We start from the raw sequence: 23,349 nt of genomic DNA, 5'->3' as shown, positions 1-23,349 counted from the left end.
TCACAGCATCACTTCACACCGGCCGACTTTAGACAGACAGCCGCAGGCTGCTGGCCGTGTTGTTTACGATTGATTGATGGAATTTGTCATGTCCAGGTTTTCTGCTGACTCCCGATTGGGATGTACCCCCGTTCTCGCCGTTCTGTGTGGCGCGCTGTTGGCACCACACGCGCAGGCTGAAGATCATGAGTTGAGCCCCACGGTGATCACCGCAATCGCCCCCAGCTCACCGCTGACCGTTGTCACCAACCCCAAAGACCCACGCCAACCGGTGCCCGCCAGCGATGGCGGCGACTACCTCAAGACCATCCCCGGCTTCGCGCTGGTGCGCAACGGTGGCACCAATGGCGACCCGGTGCTGCGCGGTATGTTCGGTTCACGCCTGAATATCCTCACCAATGGCGGCATGATGCTCGGCGCCTGCCCAGGGCGGATGGACGCGCCCACCTCGTATATTTCGCCGGAAACCTACGACAAGCTCACCGTGATCAAAGGCCCGCAAACCGTGCTCTGGGGGCCTGGCGCGTCAGCCGGCACCATCCTGTTCGACCGCGAGCCCGAGCAGTTCGGCGAGCTGGGCACACGGGTCAATGCCAGTGTGCTGGCCGGCTCCAACGGGCGCTTCGACAAGGTGGTCGATGCCGCTGCCGGTGGGCCTTTGGGCTATGTGAGGGTGATCGGCAATCAGGCCCACGCCGATGACTACAAGGACGGCAATAACAACACCGTCGCCTCGCGCTACGACAAGTGGAATGGCGACGTGGCCGTCGGTTTCACCCCCGATGCCGACACCCTGCTGGAGCTCACTGCCGGCCGTGGCGATGGCGAAGCGCGCTACGCCGGGCGCGGCATGGATGGCTCGCAGTTTCTGCGCGAAAGCCTGGGGCTGCGGTTTGAAAAGTCCAATATCGGTGAGGTACTGGATAAGGTCGAAGCGCAGGTCTACTACAACTACGCCGACCATGTGATGGACAACTACAGCCTGCGTACGCCGTCGGGCACCGGCATGATGGCCGGGCCGATGGCCTCCAACGTCGATCGCCGCACCCTCGGTGCACGCATCAAGGCGACCTGGCGCTGGGCCGATGTGCAACTGATCAGCGGCCTGGATGCGCAGACCAACGAGCATCGCCAGCGCAGCAGCATGGGCATCGACACCTACAAGGAACTGCCACGGGTCAAGGATGCCAATTTCCACAACTACGGCGTGTTCAGCGAGCTGACCTGGTACGCCGCCGACCGCGATCGGCTGATCACCGGCGCCCGCCTGGACCGCGCCTCGGCCAAGGATTTCCGCCAGACCACCGGTTCGGGAATGATGGCGCGCCCCAACCCGACCGCCGACAACACTCGCGCTGAAACCTTGCCATCGGGCTTTGTGCGTTATGAGCACGACCTGGCTGACACACCCACCACCGTCTACGCAGGGCTCGGCCATTCGGAGCGTTTCCCGGATTACTGGGAGCTGTTTTCGCCCAACACCGGCGCGGTCGGTTCGGTAAATGCCTTCGACGGCGTGAAGCCGGAGAAAACCACCCAACTCGACTTCGGTGCGCAGTACAAAACCGCCGACCTTGAAGCCTGGGCCTCGGGCTATATCGGCCGGGTGCAGGACTTTATCCTGTTCGACTACAAGCCCGGCATGATGGGTACCACGTCCCAGGCCCGCAATGTCGACGCGCGCATCATGGGCGGTGAACTGGGCGCAGCGTACAAACTGACCCAGCACTGGAAAGCCGACGCCAGCCTCGCCTACGCCTGGGGCAAGAACACCAGCGACGGCAAGGCGCTGCCGCAGATGCCACCGCTGGACGCGCGTTTGGGCCTCACCTACAGCCAGGACGACTGGAGCGCCGGCGCCTTGTGGCGTGTGGTCGCGGCGCAAAACCGCATCGACCAGAACAAGGGCAACGTGGTCGGCAAGGACTTCGACAAAAGCAGCGGTTTTGGCGTGTTCTCGCTGAACGCGGCGTACCGCATCAATAAAAACTTCAAGGTCAGCACGGGCGTCGACAACCTGTTCGGCAAAGCCTATGCCGAGCATTTGAACCTGGCGGGTAACGCAGGCTTCGGCTACCCGGCCAACGACCCGCAAGCCATCAAGGAGCCGGGGCGTACGCTCTGGACCAAAGTCGACATGAGCTTCTAAAAGCATCGCGGGCAAGCCCGCTCCCACAGGGAAATGCATTCCAAATGTGGGAGCTGGCTTGCCTGCGATAGCGGCCTGACAGACAAAAAATATCTAAAGCCTTGCGGAGCCTAATGATGACCACCCCAAAAATTTCCTTCTACAACCTGGCCTGGCGCTGGCACTTCTACGCCGGCCTCTTCGTCGCCCCGTTCATGGTGCTGCTGGCCCTCACCGGCATCATCTACCTGTTCAAACCCCAGCTCGACCCGCTGATGTACGGCAACCTGCTCAACGTGCAAAGCGCCGAGCACGCCCTCAGCGCCGACGAACAACTGCAACGCGCCCAGGCAGCTTTTCCCCAGGGCAAAATCAGCAAATACCTGCCACCCGCCGACGCCACCAGCAGCGCGCAATTCGTGATGCACAACGATGGCCGTGAAGTGACGGTGTTCGTCGACCCGTATCGCGGCACCGTCCTCGGTGAACAGGATGCCCAATACAACCTGCAAGCCATCGCCCGCGCACTGCATGGCGAACTGATGATCGGCACCGTCGGCGACCGTCTGGTGGAACTCGCCGCCGGTTGGGGCGTGATGCTGGTGGTATCCGGCGTGTACCTGTGGTGGCCACGCGGCAAGTCTTCGGCGGGCGTATTGTGGCCTCGTTTGAACAGCCGTGGCCGAGTGTTCTGGCGCGATATGCATGCGGTCGCCGGTTTCTGGGGCGCGGCATTTTTGCTGGTGATGCTGCTCAGCGGCATGACCTGGACCGGCTTCTGGGGCAAACAATACGCCGAGCTGTGGAATAAGTTTCCCGCCGCGATGTGGAACAACGTGCCGCAGTCCGACCAGCAAGCGCGCAGCCTCAATACGGCCAGCCAGCAGACTGTGCCGTGGGCAATGGAGAACACGCCAATGCCCATGTCCGGCGACCACGCCGAACATATGAACCACGGTGCGATGCATTCAGGCCCTGCCGCGCCGACTGTACGCCTGCAACAAGTGGTCGACCTGGCCAACGCGCGCAAGGTCGAACCCGGCTACAGCATCACGTTCCCCACCACTGCCGAAGGCGTGTTTACTGTCGCGGTGTTCGCCAACGACCCACGCAATGACGCGACCCTGCATGTGGACCAGTACACCGGCAAAGTGCTGGCCGATGTACGCTGGGAACACTACAACCTCGTCGCACGCGCCACCGAAACCGGCGTGATGCTGCATGAGGGCAAGATGTTCGGGTGGGTCAATCAACTGATCGTGCTGGTGATCTGCTTGATGATTCTGCTCAGTGCGGTGAGTGGCGTGGTGATCTGGTGGAAGCGTCGGCCACAAGGTGGGCTGGGCGTTCCGCCGTTGCGCCATGACCTGCCCAAGTGGAAAACCGCGATGGTGATCATGCTCGCGCTGGCGATTATTTTTCCGCTGGTGGGCGCTTCGTTGATCGTGGTGTGGGCCTTGGATCGCCTGGTGCTGGCGCGCTTTTTCGGCCAACGTGAATCGGCCTCAGGTTCTGCATGAGGCAGGCGAGATGCCCACGGCAGAGGCCTTCTGTAGCCTTGCGCGACTTTAGTCGCGCAGCCAATAAGTGTTAACTTATAACACTTTCTGCGTTATCGTTGCTCGCCGCGCCCTGCGGCGAGCACACCCTTTCAAGAAGCGATTGATCGACCGATGAACAAGTACCTTGCGTGCGGCGTATGCCTGCTCGCCCTGCACAACAATGCCCAGGCGCTGACCCTGCCCGCCAGCCCCGTGACCGCGCCCGCCGTGGATGACGAACGTGTCGACCTGAACACACCGACCACTGCCGGTTCGCGCCTGAACCTCACGGCCTTGCAAACGCCAGGCAGCGTTGAGAGCCAGACCGGCGAGAAGATCCGCGAACGCGGCGACGCCAGTGTGCAGGACGCCATCTCCCGCGCCACCGGCATCAGCCGCACCGGCTCGCCGGGCGACGGCGGCACGTCGTTGCAGGCCCGTGGTTTTACCGGGCAAAGTTCGGTGCTGCAGCTGTACGACGGGCAGCGCATGTTCGACGGCGCAGGCACGTCCACCTTCCCGGTGGACACCTGGTCGGTTGAGCGCGTGGATGTGCTGCGCGGCCCGGCCTCGGTGATGTACGGCCAGGGCGCCACCGGCGCGGTGATCAATACGATTGCGAAGAAGCCGTTCACCGGCGAAATCGAAAACCATGTGCGCCTGGGCTACGGTTCCTATGACCGCCAACAGCAAGCGCTGGACAGCGGCGGCTCGCTGACTGACACACTGAGCTACCGCCTGAACGTCAACCGCCTGCGCAGCAACGGTTTCATCGCACGCGGCGACTCCGCCAGCGATTTCGTCAGCGGCGCGCTGCGCTGGCAGCCGGCCGACACCCTGAGCTTCACCCTGGCCCACGACTATGGCGACCAGAGCCCGCAGAACTACTACGGCACACCACTGATCAACGGCCAGTTGCACAAAGGCCTGCGCGACAAGAACTACAACGTCAGCGACGACAAACAGCACTACAACGACCAGTGGACGCGCCTGACCAGCGAGTGGCAGATCAACGACAACGTCACCGCCACCAACGAGCTGTCGTACCTGAAAAACCAGCGCCGCTGGCAGAACGCCGAGAGCTACAACTTTGTGAATGGCGGTTTGGTGCGCCAGGACTACCTGGGCATCAAGCACAACCAGGAACAGCTCGGTGACCGCCAGACGTTCACGTTTAAACACACGCTGTTGGGCCTCGACAGCCAGACGGTGACGGGCGTTGAATACAACCGCATTCGCTTCCGCCTGGCCAGTAACGCACCGTTTAACGACGTGCCAGGCGGCGGCCAGCCGGTGGATATTCAGTACCCGGTGCCGCAGCCGTTTGAAAGCAGCAGCCCATTCATCCCCCAAGCGGTCACCACCACCAAACAACTCGCAGCCTTCGCCGAAAACCGCCTGCAATTGACCGACAAACTCTCGCTGATCACTGGCGCGCGCCGCGACTACCTGCACATCGATAGCAATGATCTGACGGCTGCGAACACAGATTCCGACAAGACCCTGACCGGCAACAACTGGAAAGCCGGCCTGGTCTACGCGATCACACCGAGCACTTCGGTCTACGGCCAGTACGCCACCAGCACCGACGGTGTCGGCAGCCTGATCAGCCTGAGCCCGAGCCAGCAGCAGTTTGGTTTGTCCACCGCCAAACAGGCCGAAATCGGCTTCAAGCAGGCGTTCTGGGACGCGCGTGGTGAATGGACCCTGGCGGCCTATCACATCGTCAAAAAGAAACTGCTGGTGAGCATCCCCGGCACCACCCTCAAGGAGCAAGTCGGCCAGCAATCCTCCAACGGCCTGGAAGCCAGCCTGGACCTGCAACTGCCCAACGCCTGGCAGCTGCAAGCCAATGCGGCCATTGTGCGGGCGCAGTACGACGACTTTTCCGAAGTGGTCAACGGCCAGGCTGTTTCCCGCGACGGCAACCGCCCGGTGGACGTGCCGAACCGCACCGCCAACCTGTGGTTGAGCAAGGCGGTGACCGATGACATTCGCGCCGGTGCCGGTGTGCGTTACGTCAGCGCCCGTTATGCCGACACCGCCAACAGCAGCGAAGTGCCGAGCTACACCGTGGCCGACGCCAGCGTATCGTGGAGGGCCATGCGCAATACCACCCTGGGCCTTGAGCTGAACAACCTGTTCAACCGCACCTACGCCGTCAGCCAGTACAACAACGGCCAACAGTGGATACTGGGTGAGCCGCGCTCGTTCTTCGTCACGGCGGACTACACCTTCTAACCGAAACACATGGACTAGTGTGGGAGCTGGCTTGCCTGCGATAGCGGTCTGCCTGATACACCGCTATCGCAGGCAAGCCAGCTCCCACAATTTACTGTGTTGAACTTGAGAATATTGATGGCCTCACTCACCCTCACCGACCTTGGCTGGACCCCACCCGGCCACGACCACTGCAATCATCGCTTCCAGCTGCGGGATGCCGGGCTGCAGGTCGGCGCGGGCGAGTTTGTCGGGCTGATCGGCCCCAATGGCAGCGGCAAGACCAGCCTGTTGCGCTGCGCTTATCGCTTCAGCAAACCCGAACGCGGTGACGTGCTGCTCGAACACCAGAATGTGTGGAAACAAAGCGCCAAATGGTGCGCACAACGCATCGCGGTGGTGCTGCAGGAGTTCCCGGACACCTTCGGCTTGCGCGTCGACGAAGTGGTCGGCATGGGCCGCACGCCCCACAAGGGGTTGTTCGATGGCGACACACTGCACGACCAGCATCTCATCCGGCAGGCGCTGGAATCGGTCGGTATGCACGGCTTTGAAGACCACGCGTTCGCCACGCTCTCGGGCGGTGAAAAACAGCGCGTGATCCTCGCCCGCGCCTTGGCGCAGCAGCCGCAATTGTTGATCCTCGACGAGCCGACCAACCACCTCGACCCACGCTACCAGTTGGAGCTGCTGCGGCTGGTCAAGCGCTTGAACATCGGCACCCTGGCCAGCATTCATGACCTGAACCTGGCCGCGGCTTTCTGTGACCGTTTATACGTGATCAACCATGGGCGCATTGTCGCCAGCGGCACGCCTCACCAAGTGCTGACCGCCGAATTGCTGCGTGATGTCTTCGGCGTCGAAGCCTTGATCGACGCTCACCCTTTGGCCGGCTACCCCCGAATCACCTGGATAACCCAACCATGATCCTGCGCTCCCTGTTGTCTCTCGCGTTGTTGTTCGGCACTGCCCAAGCGTTTGCCGAAGCCACCCATTACCCGGTGACCGTCAAAAGCTGCAACCGCGACGTGACCTTTCAGGAAGCGCCGAAATACGCGGTCAGCCACGACATCAACATGACCCAAATGATGCTCGCCCTGGGGCTCAAGGATCACATGGCCGGCTACAGCGGCGTTACCGGCTGGAAGTCGGTCACGCCGCAAATGGCCGAAATCCTCGACGGCCTGCCGGAGTTGGCGAGCAAATACCCGTCGGTGGAAACCCTGCTCAACGCCAACGTGGATTTCTTCTTCGCCGGCTGGGATTACGGCATGCGCGTGGGCGGCGATCTCACGCCGCAAACCTTGCAGCCACTGGGCATCAACGTCTACGAGCTGACCGAGTCCTGCGCCTTCGTAATGAAGCGCCCGGCCGCGACCCTGGACGACACCTATAACGACCTGCGCAACCTGGGCAAGATCTTCAACGTGCAGGACCGCGCCACGGCCTTGATCGCGCAGATGCAGGCGCAAGTGGCCGAGGTGCAACAGCACCTGCCCGCCGACAAGCCTCGGGTGTTCCTCTATGACAGCGGCGAAGACCGCGCCATGACCTCCGGCCGCCTGGGCATGCCGCAAGCGCTGATCACCGCCGCAGGCGGGCGCAATATCCTCGATGACATCGACGCCAGCTGGACCCGCGTCAATTGGGAAACCGTGGTGGAGCGCAACCCGCAGGTGATCGTGATTGTCGACTACAGCGAAATCACCGCCGCGCAAAAAGAACAATTCCTGCTGGATAACCCGGCGTTGCAGTCGGTGGACGCCATCAAGAATCAGCGCTTTATCGTGATCCCGTATGTGCAGGCAACGCCAGGCATCGACAACGTGCTGGCGGTGGAAACCCTGGCCAAAGGATTCCACGGCGAATGATCAGCCGCCGCTATGCTCTGCTGCTGAGTGCGCTTGGCGCGTTGTTGCTGGTCTCTTGCGTGATCTCGCTGGGGTTTGGCTCGGCGCGGGTGCCGGCGGACGTGGTGTGGCGGATTCTGCTCAACAAGGCCTTCGGCCTCGGTGACGTCAACTGGAGCACCGGCCAGGAACATATCGTCTGGTTGATCCGCGTGCCGCGCATGTTGCTTGGCGCACTGGTCGGGGCCGGGCTGGCGTTGATCGGCGCCGTGTTGCAGGCGGTGACGCGCAACCCGCTGGCCGACCCGCACCTGCTCGGCGTGACCTCCGGCGCCACTCTCGGCGCGGTGATCGTGGTGTTGCACGTAGGGGAAGTCGTCGGCTTGCTGACCTTACCTATCGCCGCCTTCATCGGTGCGCTGCTGAGCATGCTGGTGGTGCTGGCCGTGGCCAGTCGTAACGGCCGCCTGGAGAGTGATCGCCTGCTGTTGTGCGGCGTAGCCGTGTCATTCGTGATGATGGCGGTGGCCAACCTGCTGCTGTTCATGGGCGACCATCGCGCCGCCTCGGCGGTGATGTTCTGGATGCTCGGCGGCCTGGGCCTGGCGCGCTGGGAACTGTTGGCGATCCCCACTGCGACTGTGCTGCTGGGGCTGTTGATACTGGTGGGCATGGCGCGGCCGCTGAACGCATTGATGGCCGGCGAACAGACCGCCGTGACCCTGGGCATGAACGCACGTTCTGTGCGTTTGAAGGTGTTCCTGGTGGCGTCGTTGATGACCGGTGTGCTGGTGTCCATCAGCGGCTCCATAGGCTTTGTCGGGCTGATGGTGCCGCATATTGCGCGGCGTCTTGTGGGCGCTGAGCACCGGCGTTTATTGCCGGTGTGCGCGTTGCTGGGCAGCCTGTTCCTGGTGTGGGTTGATGTCGCCGCCCGCACCCTGATCGCCCCCGAAGACTTGCCCATTGGCGTGGCGACGGCGGCGATTGGCGGGCTGTTTTTTATCGGGTTGATGCGTAAGCGCTGAACTCAGAGTTCGTCCCGATTCCGTTCATACCAGAACTCTTCGGGTTCCGGCTCTGCCTCGCTCCACTCCTCACCCAATGGCCCAGCAACTCTCCAGAAGGCATCGGTGACCAGCACTGACAATTTGCCCAAGGTTCGCAATCGCGCAACGAACACACGGGGCACTGGTGCCATACCCGGGGCAAGCAATCGGTCTTCAGATGCCGTAAACGCCGGTACGTACTTGAGCAGCGCACCATTGCGGCAGGACAGATAACAACTCTCGGCGTCAGGGGCATTCGCCCTGGCTACCGACACGTAGTCGTGAAGATCGTCCTTGGCAACGAAGTTACCCAAGAGTTCTTTATCTATCGCTTCAAAGCTGGACGTCGACGCAATGGCTTTATAGAACGCCTGCACAGCGGCGATTTTGTAGGTACTCAGTGTATTTTCAGGCGGTACATCAAACCCGGCATGATCAGCCCAGAACAACAATTCCAGGGTACTGGTACTTCCCGTACCCTGATCTTCCACCGGGTCCAGCGCGACGTACCCCGGCGTTTGCCCCGGCACCAGCACAGCGCCCAGGTACTGCTTGCCCTTGAACGGTGCAACCAAGCCTTGTGCATAGCGGGCCGCATCATCGGTGTAAGTAAACAGCGGGCCGCAGAACGAATGAAAATGCGGATCGTCGCCGAAAGCATGAGGCGCTTTATTCGGCTCCCAATGCTCAGTGACCCTCTCTTTCTTACCCCAGACCTCACTGGTCACCCGAATGTACAACTTCCCCGCGCCCGCAAGGCGGCGCACATAATCACGTACCGTAAGGGAGCCATCGAGCAATTGTGTGCGTTCGATATGTGCCTTGCTCGTCCATGGGTACAACGGCGCCGTTTTGGGAAACTCATACGTGAGCAGCGCACCGTCGCTGCACAACAGATACAGCGTCGGAGCACTGCCGTTACGTGCATAGGTGACAACGTTGAGTGCCTTGGCGATGTACTGGGGCGGGAAAAAACTGCGCGCCATTTCATCATTGCTACCGGCGATGGCCACGGTCGAAGCACAGAGATACAAACCATCAAACACATAGCCCTGTGGCAATTGGCCGTCGATAAAGACCTGTTTAAAATCAGCAAAGTCGTCTCTGACAAGCGCCAGGGTTGCCTTATAGAACGGTTTGTTAGCCGACTTGAGTACGTAACCGAAGGCCACTTCGGTTTGAGGCTTCCATAGGCGTTGAGCGTAACGAACGGCATCGACCGCCCGGGTGAAAATCGGGCTGCAGGGCGCGTCCATGAACACAGCGCGAATATCCCCAGGATGGGTTGGCGGTATATTCGCCACAAAATCCCCCGCCAACTTTCTGGGCGGGCCCCATACCCCATCGCCTTCTATCACGCTCAGATTGCCGGCTTTCACCACCTCGGTGATGAAGTCCTGCGGCGAGAGCGTGCCACTGCGAAGTTGCTGCTCAATACTGTTGTCACCGTAATCACCCTTGACCTTGTTAAGTGGCGCGAGACGATCCTTGAGTCGCTCCTCCTCGGCAGAGCCCGACAGGTGGTAACTGAGGATCGAGCCACTGGGGCCAAACACATATTCACGGTTAAGGTGGGCCTCACGACGCAACAGGTTTGACAATACCGCAGTCGGTATCATGGTTTTATAGATGGCTTTTTGGGCGACGGATAACAACAACGGCCCCTCTTGATCTATCAAAGAACGATAGCGCGCAACAATCGTACTGTTCTGAGGGTAAAGCGCTAAATCAGCAGCCCGATCCGGGTATATCCAGTGTAATGCCAACCCTTGAGGTGGAAGCGCCAGTGGTTCAGTCGAGACAAACAGACCATTTCCCAGCCTGAGTATCACCCCGGCAAAACGCCGATAGTATCCGTTGTTCACCCTGGCAGCTGCATAGCGGGCTGCATCGTCGGCACTCGCGAAGCAGGGGCTTAAACGCCGCGGTGTCAGGGTTGCGTAACTGCTCCAGCTAGGGGCGACCTGACCTTTTTTATCCCAGAACTGGCTGGTACGTACCACATGCAGCATTCCCTTCAGCGCCCACTCACTGAGGAAGCTCTGGGGTGTCTTCTCGCCGGAGTCCAATGCTTGCTGCGCCTGCGTCAGCAATGTATCTGCCGGGCCGCCACTTTTGACGTCAAGCCGCGGGGGCTCATACCGCAACAGCGCGCCATCAAGGGTGGAAAAGTACACCGACAGGTTGCTCGGGCCACTCCGAATAGCGGCAAAAAGAGCAGAGAACAATACTGTTGGCGTGACAAAAAACAGCGTCAACCAGGCGTTCGACGTATTTTGCCCGGCACGTGACCATTGCTGCGAGCGAAACAGCCCGTGCAATATAAAACCATCGGGTAGCTGGTAACCCCCCTCGGGCTTAAGTTCAAACAGGCTGTTGAGATTGAACAGTTCGCTCTCACTGACAACGCCCACTACCTCGCTGGCAATGTACTGCTCCTTGTCCCTATGCTTGAGGATGAAAGCAAAACAGGCCGCCTGCGCGAAGTTGCGCGCATGCACGCGTCCGTGCAGGTTACGGGCCGCCTCATCGGCACTGGCAAATACGGCACCGTAGGTGGTGTAGTCAGGTGGGCCCGATCTTGGTGCGTAGGAATAGTTAGGCGTCCAGTCGTTGTAGACCACCGAACGCTGGCCCCATAACGGGTTGCCCAGGATGATCTTGAAGTCCCCCGCCTCGGCCAGCCGCCGGACCCAATCGGCCGGCCGGATCTGCCCGCTGTCTAGGCGCTTGCCGAGGCTGTTGTCGCCCGCCTGCGGGCCGATATTGGCCAGCAGCAACTGTTCCTGCGCCGAATGATTTGGGGTGTACTCCAACAAGCAATCACTGGCCCCCGACAGGTACGCCACGCGACCGGCCGGAATGATCGAGTACATTTCATCATCGGAGAACACTTGCAGGTTGATCTGCGCCTCCTCATGCGTCCAGCCGCGCCGCGCAACCCAGGCCGGGCTCACCATCGACAGAGCGGTATGGGAACCGTAGCGAGCATGCAACACATAAGGCTCCGGCGGGATCAACGGCCCGTTACCGTCGCGTGGAAAAAACAGAGTGAAGGCAAATGGGTTGGCCGCACTGGACACTGGCTCAGTGATAACAAAACGGCCGTCTTCGCCCTTGAGTATATAACCGCCGTAGTAGCCGCCACGCCAGTTGTTGATTTGCTCATGGGCATACACCGCGGCATCGCGCGCCGAGAGAAACGAACGGCTAAGGGTTGCCTTGTAAAACGACTCTATCAGGTTCGAGCGGTTATCTACCCTCCCGACCTTGCGCCACAATCCTCCGGCCTGCACCACCGAAAGGTCCGTCGCCGCAATAACCCTGCGCACGTAAGCCCGAGGGCTCAACGTACCGGTGAGCATGGCCGCCTGAGCACCGTTATCGTTTAGCTCGCCCGTGTCGGTTTCCCGCACCAGATCGGTGGTGTTCGTGGCTGCGGGCACCCTGAAGCTCAACAGCGATGAATCCGAGGCCAGCATGTACAGCGACAACCCACGGGCCGGGTTCTGGCTGTCCTGGCTTGCGCGCGCTTGACGGGTGGCGGCCACCACCTGCGCCGGGGTGAAAAACGCACTGGCCAGCCAGGTTTCCCGGGCGGCAATTTCGCCGGTCTCGTACCAACTGCTGAAGTAAATGGCTTCCAGCCGAAATTGCGAAGGCAAGCGCAGCTTGCCGTCTGGGCGTTTTGGAAACACCAGGTTTGGCGAAAACAGTGGATCACCCTTGGGCAGTGCCAACGTCGCAACATACGCGTCATCACGGGAGTGCTTGAGTACAAAGCCACACCGGCCGCCCTCGCTCCCCGCCAGCGAAAGTGCACGCAACACCGCAAGCTCAGGCCGTGAAAACACCTGAGTAAAAAACGGTTGTTGCGGTGCAAGGGTCGCCGGCGTTCTGATCCGCCATGTGTTGCTTATACGCCCGCGAACGCCTCCCCATACCGGGTTGGCAATCACTGTCCACAACTCACCCGCCGCAGCCAGCAACCGGATGGGATGCTCGAAATCACTGCTGGTTTCACCCGGCCCGCCGCGCAGTTGCAGGTCCAGCGTTTTTTCAGCGATCGAGCCACTGCTGACATACTTGAGCAGCACATCATCTGGCCCGGACAAATAGTGGACTTTGGCGAACGTTCTTTTTTCAAAGCTGAAGAGTTGATCGGCACCGGAATAGAAGTTGTTGAACACCTGCACCTGGTCCGCCGTGAAGTGTGGAAGTGCGCGCTTGATGCCCTCAGCATCGGCGGGATGAGAGTGGTAAAAGGCCTCGGCCTGGTAATCATCAGGGGCGATGAACTTGCCCTCACTGTCACGGGCCAACATGCGCCCGTGATCAAATTGAACGCGCTCTCCTGCGATGGGATCTGTGGCGTAGAAGCGATTGCCGCGCTTGAAGATCACACCACCATACTCAATGTCACGACGCTGGCCGATCACCGCATGCGCCCAACGCGCCGCATCATCGGCGGTGACAAAGGCCGGACTGAACACCGGTAAGGGAATGCCAGAAAAGGGTCGCCAATTCGCCTCGACCGTGCCGGTTTTGTCCCAGAGTTGGCTGCCCTTGCCGGGAGCGCTGACCTTGAGCACCGTCAATTGTCCCGCCGCCGCCAGGCGCTGCACGAACTCACTCGGTTTGAGGCTGCCGGCGATCAAGGTCGAATCGATTTGGTTATCCACAATCGCGCCGTCAGGCTCAACACGATAAAGCTGCGCTTCGATAGCCGAGAATGAACAGGTGTAGCGCAACACCGCGCCATCTTCGGTGTTAAGAAATATCGACAGCCCGGACTGCTTGAGCAGTTCAGGCACCAATCGCCCCTGGTAAAGGTGCCGGACCAGTTCCGGGGGTGAAAAGAAATTGCGGTACAGCCATGGTTGCCGGGTCTGGGCCAATGCCGCATAGCCCGCCTTGCCCAGGCAAATACCGATCAAGTGAAAATGCGCAGGCAGGCGATGTTTGCCATCCATGTCCTTGGGAAAAACCTCTTGCACCGAGGGCTGGCGGTCCACCGTGCCAGAAGGCTCGGTCACCCCATACAAGTCCTGGGTATCATGCTTGAGCAGGAACACATACGGGGCCGCCCCTGGCATAGCGGCCAGACGCGCCCGAGCGTGGCTGAGCGCATCGGTGAGGCTCGCCTGCACGGGGCCACAGGGCGGCAGCTCCTGGGTTTTGGTTTTGAAGGCCCGGTAGGGCGTCCATGTGTGGGGCACCTCTCCCGTAGAGCCGCCCCACACGGCGTTGGACACGACAATCGACAGCTGGCTGACGCTGGCGACTTTCTTGAATAGATTCTCCACCACACCGTCATAGCCTTCGGGCCTGCCGAACGGTTCCTTGTCCCGCAGCCACACGGCAAAACGCCGCTCGGCCTCCGAACGGGTGGGGACGTGCTTGAACAACGAACCATCAGGGCCGGACACATAGAAGGCGCTGAAAAATACCGGATCCAGAATATTGCCGATCAAGTCAGGCTCGGAATAAAAGCTGTTCAGCGCCTTGATCTGACGAGCTGAAAGCTCAGGGTTGTTGCTTTTGTACTGGGTGAAAAAGTCCGGGTGCGAGTGATAATCCGCCACGCACCGATAGCCCTCGGGATGCAGGAGCCGCTTATTACTGTCCTCGTTGAGAACCGTGCCCACATCAAAAAAATTCTCGCCGCCCTCAATGGGGTCGGTCGCGTAAAACAGATCGTCGGCCAGGCTTTGCATAATGACCCCGCCATACTCCTTGTCCTGCGCGCCACCCATCTGGTGATGGGCATACCGGGCCGCATCATCCATGCTGACAAACCCCGGCCCAACCGGGGGCAACTCCACCTCTGGCTTGGGGTCTGCCCCAAACCAGCCACGTTTGACTCGTGCCATCGCATCACCTTCCTATGACAGGCTTCATGGCGCCAGGATTGGCGGCCATAAAGCCCATCTTCGGCAATGGCAGGCGACCTGGGGTGCCAAATAGGCACCCCAACAAGTACGCCCTCACGCGATGCCCCGTTTTGAGGCTTGCCCTGCACGGGGCCGCTTTAGCGGCGCCACACTGGTGCGCCATGCGACAGCGACGGGCGCCATAGCGCCCTGAAACCGGTACTGCACGGCGCAGGCACAGCCTTTGCAAAGCCCTGTGTATCTGCCCCACAACACTATCGGTTTACGGAGATCGCACCATGAAGCGTCGTAGCTTGATCAAGGCTTTCACTTTGTCGGCATCCATTGCCGCCATGGGTTTGACCTGGACCGTCCAGGCCGCAGAGACCATCAAGGTCGGCATCCTGCACTCGCTGTCCGGCACCATGGCAATCTCCGAAACTTCGCTTAAAGACATGGCCTTGATGACCATCGACGAGATCAACGCCAAGGGCGGTGTGAACGGCAAGATGTTGGAGCCAGTGGTGGTGGACCCGGCGTCGAACTGGCCGCTGTTTGCCGAAAAAGGCCGGCAGTTGCTGACCCAGGACAAGGTTGCCGTGGTGTTTGGCTGCTGGACCTCGGTGTCACGTAAATCGGTATTGCCGGTGTTCGAAGAACTCAACGGCCTGCTGTTCTACCCGGTGCAATACGAAGGTGAAGAGATGTCGCCGAACGTGTTCTATACCGGTGCAGCGCCTAACCAGCAGGCGATCCCGGCCGTGGAATACCTGATGAGCGAAGAAGGTGGCGGCGCCAAGCGCTTCTTCCTGCTCGGTACCGATTATGTGTACCCACGCACCACCAACAAGATTCTGCGCTCGTTCCTGCACTCCAAAGGCGTAGCCGATAAAGATATCGAAGAGGTCTACACCCCGTTCGGCCACAGCGACTACCAGACCATCGTCGCCAACATCAAGAAGTTCTCGGCCGGCGGCAAGACCGCAGTGATCTCCACCGTGAATGGCGACTCCAACGTGCCGTTCTACAAAGAGCTAGCCAACCAGGGCTTGAAAGCCACCGACGTGCCAGTGGTGGCGTTCTCCGTGGGTGAAGAAGAGCTGCGCGGCATCGACACCAAGCCACTGGTGGGCAACCTCGCGGCCTGGAACTACTTCCAGTCGGTGGAGAACCCGGTGAACAAGAAATTCGTTGCTGACTGGAAGGCCTACGCCAAAGCCCACAACCTGCCAGGCGCGGACAAAGCCGTGACCAACGACCCGATGGAAGCCACCTACGTAGGCATCCATATGTGGGCACAGGCGGTTGAGAAAGCCAAATCCACCGATGTCGACAAAGTCCGTGAAGCCATGGCCGGCCAGACCTTCGCCGCGCCGTCGGGCTTCACCCTGACCATGGACAAGACCAACCACCACCTGCACAAGCCGGTGATGATCGGTGAAATCCAGGCCGACGGGCAGTTCTCGGTGGTATGGCAGACCGAGAAGCCGATCCGCGCCCAACCGTGGAGCCCGTACATTCCGGGTAATGACAAAAAGCCGGACTATGCCGTGAAGAGCAACTGATCCGAGGGGTGTCGGCCCTTAAGGCTGACACACACCCTGTGGGAGCTGGCTTGCCTGAGATGCAGACAACTCGGTGTATCTGATACACCGCCATCGCAGGCAAGCCAGCTCCCACATTTGTTCGAGCAAGGCCCAAGACTATGCCCACTGCCCTTTACCGCCTCATCCTCGCCGCCCTGCTGTTGCTTCCCTTTGCCGCACACGCCAGCGACGCCGAAGACTTCATCAACGCCAACCCGATGCAACAAGCCAAGCTGCTCCAGGACTGGGCCGCCCAGCCCGACCCGGCGCGCATCGAGCTGGTGGACGCGCTGCAACAAGGCCAACTTAACGTCAACGGCGAAACCAAAACCGTGCGCCTGAACAACCGCCTGCGCGGCTTGATCGACAACGTGCAAGCCAGCCAGCAACTGCTCGCCGCCGACCCCAAGGTGCGCCTCGCTGCTGCGCAAACCCTGCAAAAAAGCGCACAACCTGCACAGCTCAAATTCCTCGACCAGCAAGTCGCCGCCGAGACCAACGAGGCCGTGCACACCGCGTTGAGCCTGGCCCTGGCCAACCTGCAACTGGTTGACCCCGACCCGGTCATTCGCCTCGCCGCCGTGCGCCTGCTAGGCAGTACCGGTGACCCGCTGGCGCGCACACGCCTTGAGGCGCTGCTGGCGCCCGGTGTCGAAACCGATGCCGCCGTGCACACCGCCGCCGAGACCAGCCTGGCTCAGGTCAAACGCAAATTGATGTTCGGCGAGATCCTCGGCCAGGCTTTCAGTGGCATGTCTTTGGGTTCGATCCTGCTGCTCGCGGCCCTGGGCCTGGCGATCACCTTCGGCCTGCTTGGCGTGATCAACATGGCCCACGGCGAGATGCTGATGCTCGGCGCTTACTCCACGTATGTGGTGCAGTTGATGATGCAGCGCTACGTACCGTCGGCCATCGAGTTCTACCCGCTGATTGCGCTGCCGGTGGCTTTCTTTGTGACTGCCGCGATTGGCATGGCGCTGGAGCGCACGGTGATTCGCCACCTCTACGGGCGGCCGCTGGAAACCCTGCTGGCCACCTGGGGCATCAGCCTGATGCTGATCCAGCTGGTGCGCCTGGTGTTCGGTGCGCAGAACGTCGAAGTCGCCAACCCCGAATGGCTGTCCGGCGGCATTCAAGTGCTGCCCAACCTGGTGCTGCCGTACAACCGCATCGTGATCATCGCCTTTGCCCTGTGCGTGGTAGTGCTGACCTGGCTGCTACTGAACAAGACGCGCCTGGGCCTCAACGTGCGCGCCGTCACCCAGAACCGCAACATGGCCGCCTGCTGCGGCGTGCCCACCGGGCGTGTGGACATGCTCGCCTTTGGCCTTGGCTCCGGTATCGCGGGCCTGGGTGGTGTGGCGCTGAGCCAGATCGGCAACGTCGGCCCGGACCTGGGCCAGAGCTACATCATCGACTCGTTCCTGGTGGTGGTGCTCGGCGGCGTCGGCCAGTTGGCCGGTAGCGTGATGGCCGCCTTCGGGCTGGGCATCGCCAACAAGATTCTTGAACCGCAGATCGGCGCCGTGCTCGGCAAGATCCTGATCCTCGCGCTGATCATTCTGTTTATCCAGAAACGCCCGCAAGGACTCTTTGCACTAAAAGGACGGGTGATCGACTGATGAACCAGCCATTGATGCTTACCGCCGCGCAAAAGGCCGGCCCCAAGATCACGATAGCGGTGGGTACGGTGATTTTGATCCTGCTGCTGGCGCTGCCTTTGTGCTCGCTGCTGTCGCCGGCAAATCCGTTTTACGTCTCGGCCTACACCCTGACGCTGGTGGGCAAGATCCTCTGCTACGCCATCGTCGCCCTCGCGCTGGATCTGGTGTGGGGCTATGCGGGGATGTTGTCCCTCGGCCACGGTTTGTTCTTTGCCCTCGGCGGTTATGCGATGGGCATGTACCTGATGCGCCAGGCGTCCGGCGATGAGTTGCCGGCGTTCATGACCTTTTTGTCGTGGACCGAATTGCCGTGGTATTGGGTCGGCACCGAGCACTTCCTCTGGGCCATGTGCCTGGTGGTATTGGCACCCGGTTTATTGGCGTTGGTGTTCGGGTTCTTCGCCTTTCGTTCGCGGATCAAGGGCGTGTATTTCTCGATCATGACCCAGGCGTTGACCTTTGCCGGGATGCTGCTGTTTTTCCGCAACGAAACCGGGTTTGGCGGCAATAACGGCTTCACAAACTTTCGCAGCATTCTGGGCTTTGGCATCACCGAGCCGGGCACGCGGGCGGTGCTGTTTGTGGCCACCGTACTGTTGCTGGTCGCCAGTTTGTACACCGGCTGGCGCCTGGCGCAGAGCAAGTTCGGCCGCGTGCTGACGGCATTGCGTGACGCCGAGAACCGCCTGATGTTCTGCGGCTACGACCCACGTGGCTTCAAGCTGTTTGTGTGGGTGTTGAGTGCAGTGCTGTGTGGTTTGGCAGGCGCGTTGTATGTGCCGCAAGTGGGCATCATCAACCCCAGCGAAATGTCGCCGACCAACTCCATCGAAGCCGCCGTGTGGGTGGCCCTGGGCGGGCGCGGCACCTTGATCGGGCCGTTGCTGGGCGCCGGTGTGGTCAATGGCATGAAGAGCTGGTTCACCGTGGCTTTCCCGGAATACTGGCTGTTCTTCCTTGGGGCGCTGTTCATCATCGTCACGCTGTACCTGCCCAAGGGCATCATCGGCCTGCTGAAGAAATGAGGAACGTCATGCTTGAACCTATTTTCGATGCAGGCAGCGGCCGCGATGCCATCGGTATCGGCCAGGCTGCCGGCAAGGGGCTGAACACACGCCACGGCACCATCCTGACCCTGGAAGACATCAGCGTCAGCTTCGATGGCTTCAAGGCGCTCAATGACTTGAACCTGTATATCGGCGTCGGCGAGCTGCGCTGCATCATCGGCCCCAACGGCGCGGGCAAGACCACACTGATGGACGTGATCACCGGCAAGACCCGCCCCAGCCACGGCAAGGCCTGGTTTGGCGAAACTCTCGACTTGACCAGCATGAGCGAAGTGCAGATCGCCCAGGCCGGCATTGGCCGCAAGTTCCAGAAACCCACGGTGTTCGAAGCCCTGAGCGTGTTCGAAAACCTGGAGCTGGCGCAAAAGACTGACAAGTCGGTATGGGCCAGCCTGCGCGCACGTCTGAGCGGTGAGCAGAAAGACCGCATCGAGGAAGTGCTCGATACCATCCGCCTGACCGCCTCGGCACTGCGCCCGGCGGGGTTGCTGTCCCACGGGCAGAAGCAGTTCCTGGAAATCGGCATGCTGCTGATGCAAGACCCGCAACTGTTGCTGCTGGATGAACCGGTGGCGGGCATGACCGACGCCGAAACCGAGTTCACCGCCGAGCTGTTCAAGCGCCTGGCGGGCAAGCATTCGCTGATGGTGGTGGAACACGACATGGGGTTTGTCGGTTCGATTGCCGACCACGTGACCGTGTTGCACCAGGGCAGCGTGCTGGCCGAAGGGTCGCTTGCACAGGTGCAGGAAAACGAGCGCGTTATCGAGGTTTACCTCGGTCGCTGACGCGCACCGCTTTATGTGGGAGCTGGCTTGCCTGCGATAGCGGTGAGCCTGATACACCGCCATCGCAGGCAAGCCAGCTCCCACATTTGATCCAGTTCCCTCAGTGGGGAATTGAGGAGGTTTTGAACATGCTGCAAGTCGACAAGCTGCACCAGTACTACGGTGGTAGCCACATCCTGCGCGGGCTCTCATTTGACGTGAAGATCGGCGAAGTCACCTGCCTGCTCGGCCGTAACGGCGTGGGCAAGACCACCTTGCTTAAATGCCTGATGGGTTTGCTGCCGGCCAAAGACGGCGCGGTGAATTGGGAAGGCAAGGCCATCACCGGGTTCAAACCGCACCAGCGCGTACACGCGGGCATCGCCTACGTGCCCCAGGGCCGGGAGATTTTCGGACGGCTGACGGTAGAAGAAAACCTGTTGATGGGGCTCTCGCGCTTCCCAGGCTCCGAAGCCAAGGAAGTCCCGGCGTTTATCTATGAACTGTTCCCCGTATTGCTGCAGATGAAACATCGGCGCGGTGGCGACCTGTCCGGCGGTCAACAGCAGCAGTTGGCAATTGGCCGCGCATTGGCCAGCCGCCCGCGCCTGTTGATTCTCGACGAGCCCACCGAGGGCATCCAGCCGTCAGTCATCAAGGAGATCGGTGCAGTGATCAAAAAGCTCGCGGCGCGCGGCGATATGGCGATCCTTTTGGTGGAGCAGTTCTACGACTTCGCCGCCGAACTGGCCGACCAGTACCTGGTGATGTCTCGTGGTGAAATCGTGCAGCAGGGCCGAGGTGAAAATATGGAAAGCGAGGGTGTGCGCGGGCTGGTTACGATTTAATCTGTTGTGTCCTGACGATAAGTAAAAAAACATGAACCTGCCCGTTACCCCTGCCCTGTTCACCCCCAGCTGGCATGCCGAGCTGGAACTCGGCTACGCGCGCTTCGGCGACACCACGCGCCCGGTAATGCGCCGCCACCTCGGCCCGCTGCGGGTGCAAAAGCACTTGTACGCCGAAGGCCCCGAGGTGTGCCAGCACATCATCGTCCACCCGCCCGGCGGGATTGCCGGCGGGGACCGCTTGGACATCAGCGCACACGTGGGTGCAGGCGCATGGGCGCAACTTACCAGCCCCGGTGCGGCCAAGTGGTATCGCGCCAGCGGCCCGGCCTATCAAACACTCGACCTCACCGTGGAAGCTGGTGCGACCCTGGAATGGCTGCCCCAGGAAACCATCGTGTTCAGCGCTGCCCAGGCCGAACTCAGCACGCGCATCGACCTGCAAGGCGATGCCCGGCTGTTCTACTGGGACGTGATCGCCCTTGGCCGCCCGGCCAGTGGTGAACGTTTTGACCTGGGCCACTTTCAATCGCACCTGGATATTCGCCGCGACGGCCAGTTGCTCTGGCATGAGCGCCAGCGCATTGTAGGCGCCGACGGTTTGCTCGACTCGCCCATCGGGCTGGACGGGCAACCGGTGTTTGCCACGCTGTTGCTGACCGGCGATATAGACCCTCAATTATTGGAAACCTGCCGCGCCCTGCCCCATGCGATTCGCGGCGACCTGACCCAACTGCCCGGCTTGCTGGTCGCCCGCTGCCTGGCCAGTGAGGCGCTGCTGGCGCGGGGTTGGCTGATTGATTTATGGAAATTGTTACGTCCGAGTGTGCTTGGGCGAGAAGCGGTTCCACCCAGAATCTGGAGCACATGAAGATCAACCTGTGGAACTGAGTTTATGTGGGAGCTGGCTTGCCTGCGATGGCGGTGTGCCTGATACACCGCTATCGCAGGCAAGCCAGCTCCCACACAAGCCTGTTTCCACAGGGGATCTGCGGTGTTTTTATGAATGCTGTTTGAAGGACCTTGAACCATGGATTTGACCCCACGGGAAAAAGACAAACTGCTGATCTTCACTGCTGGCCTGGTGGCCGAGCGCCGCTTGGCGCGGGGTGTGAAGCTCAACTACCCGGAAACCATCGCCTATATCTCGGCCGCGCTGATGGAAGGTGCCCGCGATGGCCGCACCGTGGCCGAGTTGATGCACTACGGCACCACCCTGCTCAGCCGCGAGCAAGTGATGGAAGGCATCCCGGAAATGATCCCGGATATCCAGGTGGAAGCCACCTTCCCCGATGGCACCAAGCTGGTGACCGTCCACCAGCCAATCGCGTGAGGCCCAGCCATGATTCGTGATGCTACCGAGCAAGACCTGCCGGCGATCCGCGACATCTACAACGATGCGGTGCTCAACACCACGGCCATCTGGAACGAGCAACCGGTGGACCTGGCCAACCGTCAGGCCTGGTTCGCTGCGCGTCAAACCCAGGGCTATCCGATTCTGGTGGCGGTGGAAAACGATGAAGTCACCGGCTACGCCTCATTCGGCGATTGGCGCCCGTTCGAAGGTTTTCGCTACAGCGTTGAGCACTCGGTGTACGTGCGCAATGACCAACGCGGCAAAGGCCTCGGCCCGCGGCTGATGCAAGCGCTGATCGAGCGCGCCGCAACCTGCGGCAAGCACGTGATGGTCGCGGCTATCGAAAGCGGCAACCAGGCGTCTATTCGCCTGCATGAGCGCCTGGGTTTCATCACCACCGGGCAAATGCCGCAAGTGGGCATCAAGTTCGGCCGCTGGCTGGACCTGACCTTTATGCAACTGACATTGAATCCGGGCGCCGAACCGCCCAAGGAGTGAGATCGATGAGCGCTACGCAACTGCGTCGAGTCAATGCTGAAAGTTTTGCCCATTACCGCCTGGGTTTGATTGAGCTGTTGCTGGACGCGGTAAAGCACGGCGCTTCAATCGGCTTTATGGCTGACTTCGATGACGCCCAGGCCCGCACCTATTTGAGCGGCGTGCAGGCAAGTATCGAAGAGGGCAGCCTGCTGCTGTGGGTGGTGGTACGCGATGAGCAAGTGATCGCCAGCGTGCAACTGGCGCTGTGCCTGAAAGCCAACGGCATGAACCGCGCCGAAGTGCAAAAGTTGCTGGTACACAGCAGCGCCCGCCGCCATGGCCTGGGCCAACAGTTGATGAACAGCCTGGAACTCGCCGCGCGCCAGCACAAGCGCGGCCTGCTGTACCTGGACACCGAGGCCGGCTCCGGCGCCGAAGCCTTTTACCAGTCGCTGCGCTACACCAAGATAGGTGAGTTGCCCGACTACTGCCAAAGCCCGGACGGGCGCTACACCCCGACCGCCATCTATTTCAAGACCCTGGGGCAACCTGCATGATTCCTGGTGAATATCAGATCCAGCCTGGTGACATCGAACTCAACGTCGGCCGGCGCACCGTCACCCTCAGCGTGGCCAACAGCGGCGACCGGCCGATTCAGGTGGGCTCGCACTACCATTTTTTCGAGACCAACGATGCGCTGACCTTTGATCGCGCCGCCAGCCGTGGCATGCGTTTGAATATTCCGGCGGGCACGGCAGTGCGGTTTGAGCCAGGGCAAAGTCGCGAGATCGAGTTGGTGGATTTGAGCGGGGGGCGGCGGGTGTTCGGGTTTGCCGGACGGATCATGGGCGACCTTTAGGGCCTCATCGCAGGCAAGCCAGCTCCCACAGTTGGAATGCGTTCCCCTGTGGGAGCTGGC

General features: G+C 60.9%; 17 protein-coding genes. 16 read left to right on the top strand and 1 reads right to left on the bottom strand.

Translation table 11 applies throughout. The annotated features are described in order from the left end of the window. Window positions 1–88 precede the first annotated feature (88 nt). The 6 genes from HX790_RS15605 (at window position 89) to HX790_RS15580 (ending at window position 8,767) form a co-directional block, all read left to right on the top strand. The gene (locus HX790_RS15605) at window positions 89–2,149 is read left to right on the top strand and encodes a TonB-dependent copper receptor (RefSeq protein ID WP_026013683.1); all 2,061 of its coding nucleotides are present in this window, start codon (window positions 89–91) and stop codon (window positions 2,147–2,149) included. Between the two features lie 116 nt (window positions 2,150–2,265). Beyond that, a complete protein-coding gene (locus HX790_RS15600; protein ID WP_176991765.1) occupies window positions 2,266–3,648 on the top strand; it encodes a PepSY domain-containing protein in 1,383 nt (460 codons plus the stop codon). 153 nt (window positions 3,649–3,801) lie between these two features. Beyond that, a complete protein-coding gene (locus HX790_RS15595; protein WP_176991764.1) occupies window positions 3,802–5,910 on the top strand; it encodes a TonB-dependent siderophore receptor in 2,109 nt (702 codons plus the stop codon). Between the two features lie 117 nt (window positions 5,911–6,027). Further along, window positions 6,028–6,816: an ABC transporter ATP-binding protein gene (locus tag HX790_RS15590; RefSeq protein ID WP_017136767.1), complete on the top strand. Its 789-nt coding sequence runs from the start codon at window positions 6,028–6,030 to the stop codon at window positions 6,814–6,816. Then, a complete protein-coding gene (locus HX790_RS15585) occupies window positions 6,813–7,760 on the top strand; it encodes an ABC transporter substrate-binding protein (protein WP_138450637.1) in 948 nt (315 codons plus the stop codon). The genes HX790_RS15590 and HX790_RS15585 overlap by 4 nt, the downstream gene beginning before the upstream one ends. Beyond that, window positions 7,757–8,767 carry an iron ABC transporter permease gene (locus tag HX790_RS15580; protein ID WP_017136769.1) on the top strand — a complete coding sequence of 337 codons (1,011 nt, stop codon included), beginning with the start codon at window positions 7,757–7,759 and terminating at the stop codon, window positions 8,765–8,767. Before HX790_RS15585 ends, HX790_RS15580 begins: the two co-directional genes overlap by 4 nt. 2 nt (window positions 8,768–8,769) lie before the next feature. Here HX790_RS15580 and HX790_RS15575 read toward each other — a convergent pair whose 3' ends face one another. Next, a complete protein-coding gene (locus tag HX790_RS15575) occupies window positions 8,770–14,661 on the bottom strand; it encodes a DUF4329 domain-containing protein (RefSeq protein ID WP_176991763.1) in 5,892 nt (1,963 codons plus the stop codon). A gap of 299 nt (window positions 14,662–14,960) precedes the next feature. On the opposite strand from HX790_RS15575, the gene urtA reads away from it, so the two are divergent. The 10 genes from urtA (at window position 14,961) to HX790_RS15525 (ending at window position 23,289) form a co-directional block, all read left to right on the top strand. Next, window positions 14,961–16,226, top strand: coding sequence for an urea ABC transporter substrate-binding protein (urtA, locus tag HX790_RS15570; protein WP_017136771.1), 1,266 nt, complete (start codon window positions 14,961–14,963; stop codon window positions 16,224–16,226). Window positions 16,227–16,366: 140 nt separating this feature from the next. Next, window positions 16,367–17,869 (top strand): urea ABC transporter permease subunit UrtB, encoded by a 1,503-nt coding sequence (gene urtB / locus HX790_RS15565; protein WP_099548121.1) that lies wholly within the window; start codon window positions 16,367–16,369, stop codon window positions 17,867–17,869. Next, window positions 17,869–18,936, top strand: coding sequence for an urea ABC transporter permease subunit UrtC (urtC, locus tag HX790_RS15560; RefSeq protein WP_017136773.1), 1,068 nt, complete (start codon window positions 17,869–17,871; stop codon window positions 18,934–18,936). Before urtB ends, urtC begins: the two co-directional genes overlap by 1 nt. Continuing rightward, entirely contained in the window at window positions 18,933–19,766 is an 834-nt protein-coding gene (gene urtD, locus HX790_RS15555; RefSeq protein WP_169986495.1) for an urea ABC transporter ATP-binding protein UrtD, read from the top strand. The genes urtC and urtD overlap by 4 nt, the downstream gene beginning before the upstream one ends. 128 nt (window positions 19,767–19,894) lie before the next feature. After that, window positions 19,895–20,593 carry an urea ABC transporter ATP-binding subunit UrtE gene (gene urtE / locus HX790_RS15550; RefSeq protein WP_065930636.1) on the top strand — a complete coding sequence of 233 codons (699 nt, stop codon included), beginning with the start codon at window positions 19,895–19,897 and terminating at the stop codon, window positions 20,591–20,593. A 31-nt stretch (window positions 20,594–20,624) separates the two neighbouring features. Then, the gene (locus HX790_RS15545; RefSeq protein WP_099548119.1) at window positions 20,625–21,464 is read left to right on the top strand and encodes an urease accessory protein UreD; all 840 of its coding nucleotides are present in this window, start codon (window positions 20,625–20,627) and stop codon (window positions 21,462–21,464) included. Window positions 21,465–21,623: 159 nt separating this feature from the next. After that, window positions 21,624–21,926 (top strand): urease subunit gamma, encoded by a 303-nt coding sequence (gene ureA, locus HX790_RS15540; protein WP_017136777.1) that lies wholly within the window; start codon window positions 21,624–21,626, stop codon window positions 21,924–21,926. 9 nt (window positions 21,927–21,935) lie between these two features. Then, window positions 21,936–22,448: a GNAT family N-acetyltransferase gene (locus tag HX790_RS15535; RefSeq protein ID WP_017136778.1), complete on the top strand. Its 513-nt coding sequence runs from the start codon at window positions 21,936–21,938 to the stop codon at window positions 22,446–22,448. Window positions 22,449–22,453: 5 nt separating this feature from the next. Then, the gene (locus HX790_RS15530; RefSeq protein ID WP_017136779.1) at window positions 22,454–22,987 is read left to right on the top strand and encodes a GNAT family N-acetyltransferase; all 534 of its coding nucleotides are present in this window, start codon (window positions 22,454–22,456) and stop codon (window positions 22,985–22,987) included. Continuing rightward, window positions 22,984–23,289: an urease subunit beta gene (locus HX790_RS15525; protein WP_012721964.1), complete on the top strand. Its 306-nt coding sequence runs from the start codon at window positions 22,984–22,986 to the stop codon at window positions 23,287–23,289. The genes HX790_RS15530 and HX790_RS15525 overlap by 4 nt, the downstream gene beginning before the upstream one ends. Window positions 23,290–23,349 lie beyond the last annotated feature (60 nt).

Source organism: Pseudomonas sp. IPO3747 (assembly GCF_013385245.1).
In the GTDB taxonomy this organism is placed as follows: domain Bacteria; phylum Pseudomonadota; class Gammaproteobacteria; order Pseudomonadales; family Pseudomonadaceae; genus Aquipseudomonas; species Aquipseudomonas edaphica.
Note: the sequence above shows the minus strand (reverse complement) of the source record. Positions and strands in the feature narration are given on the sequence as shown.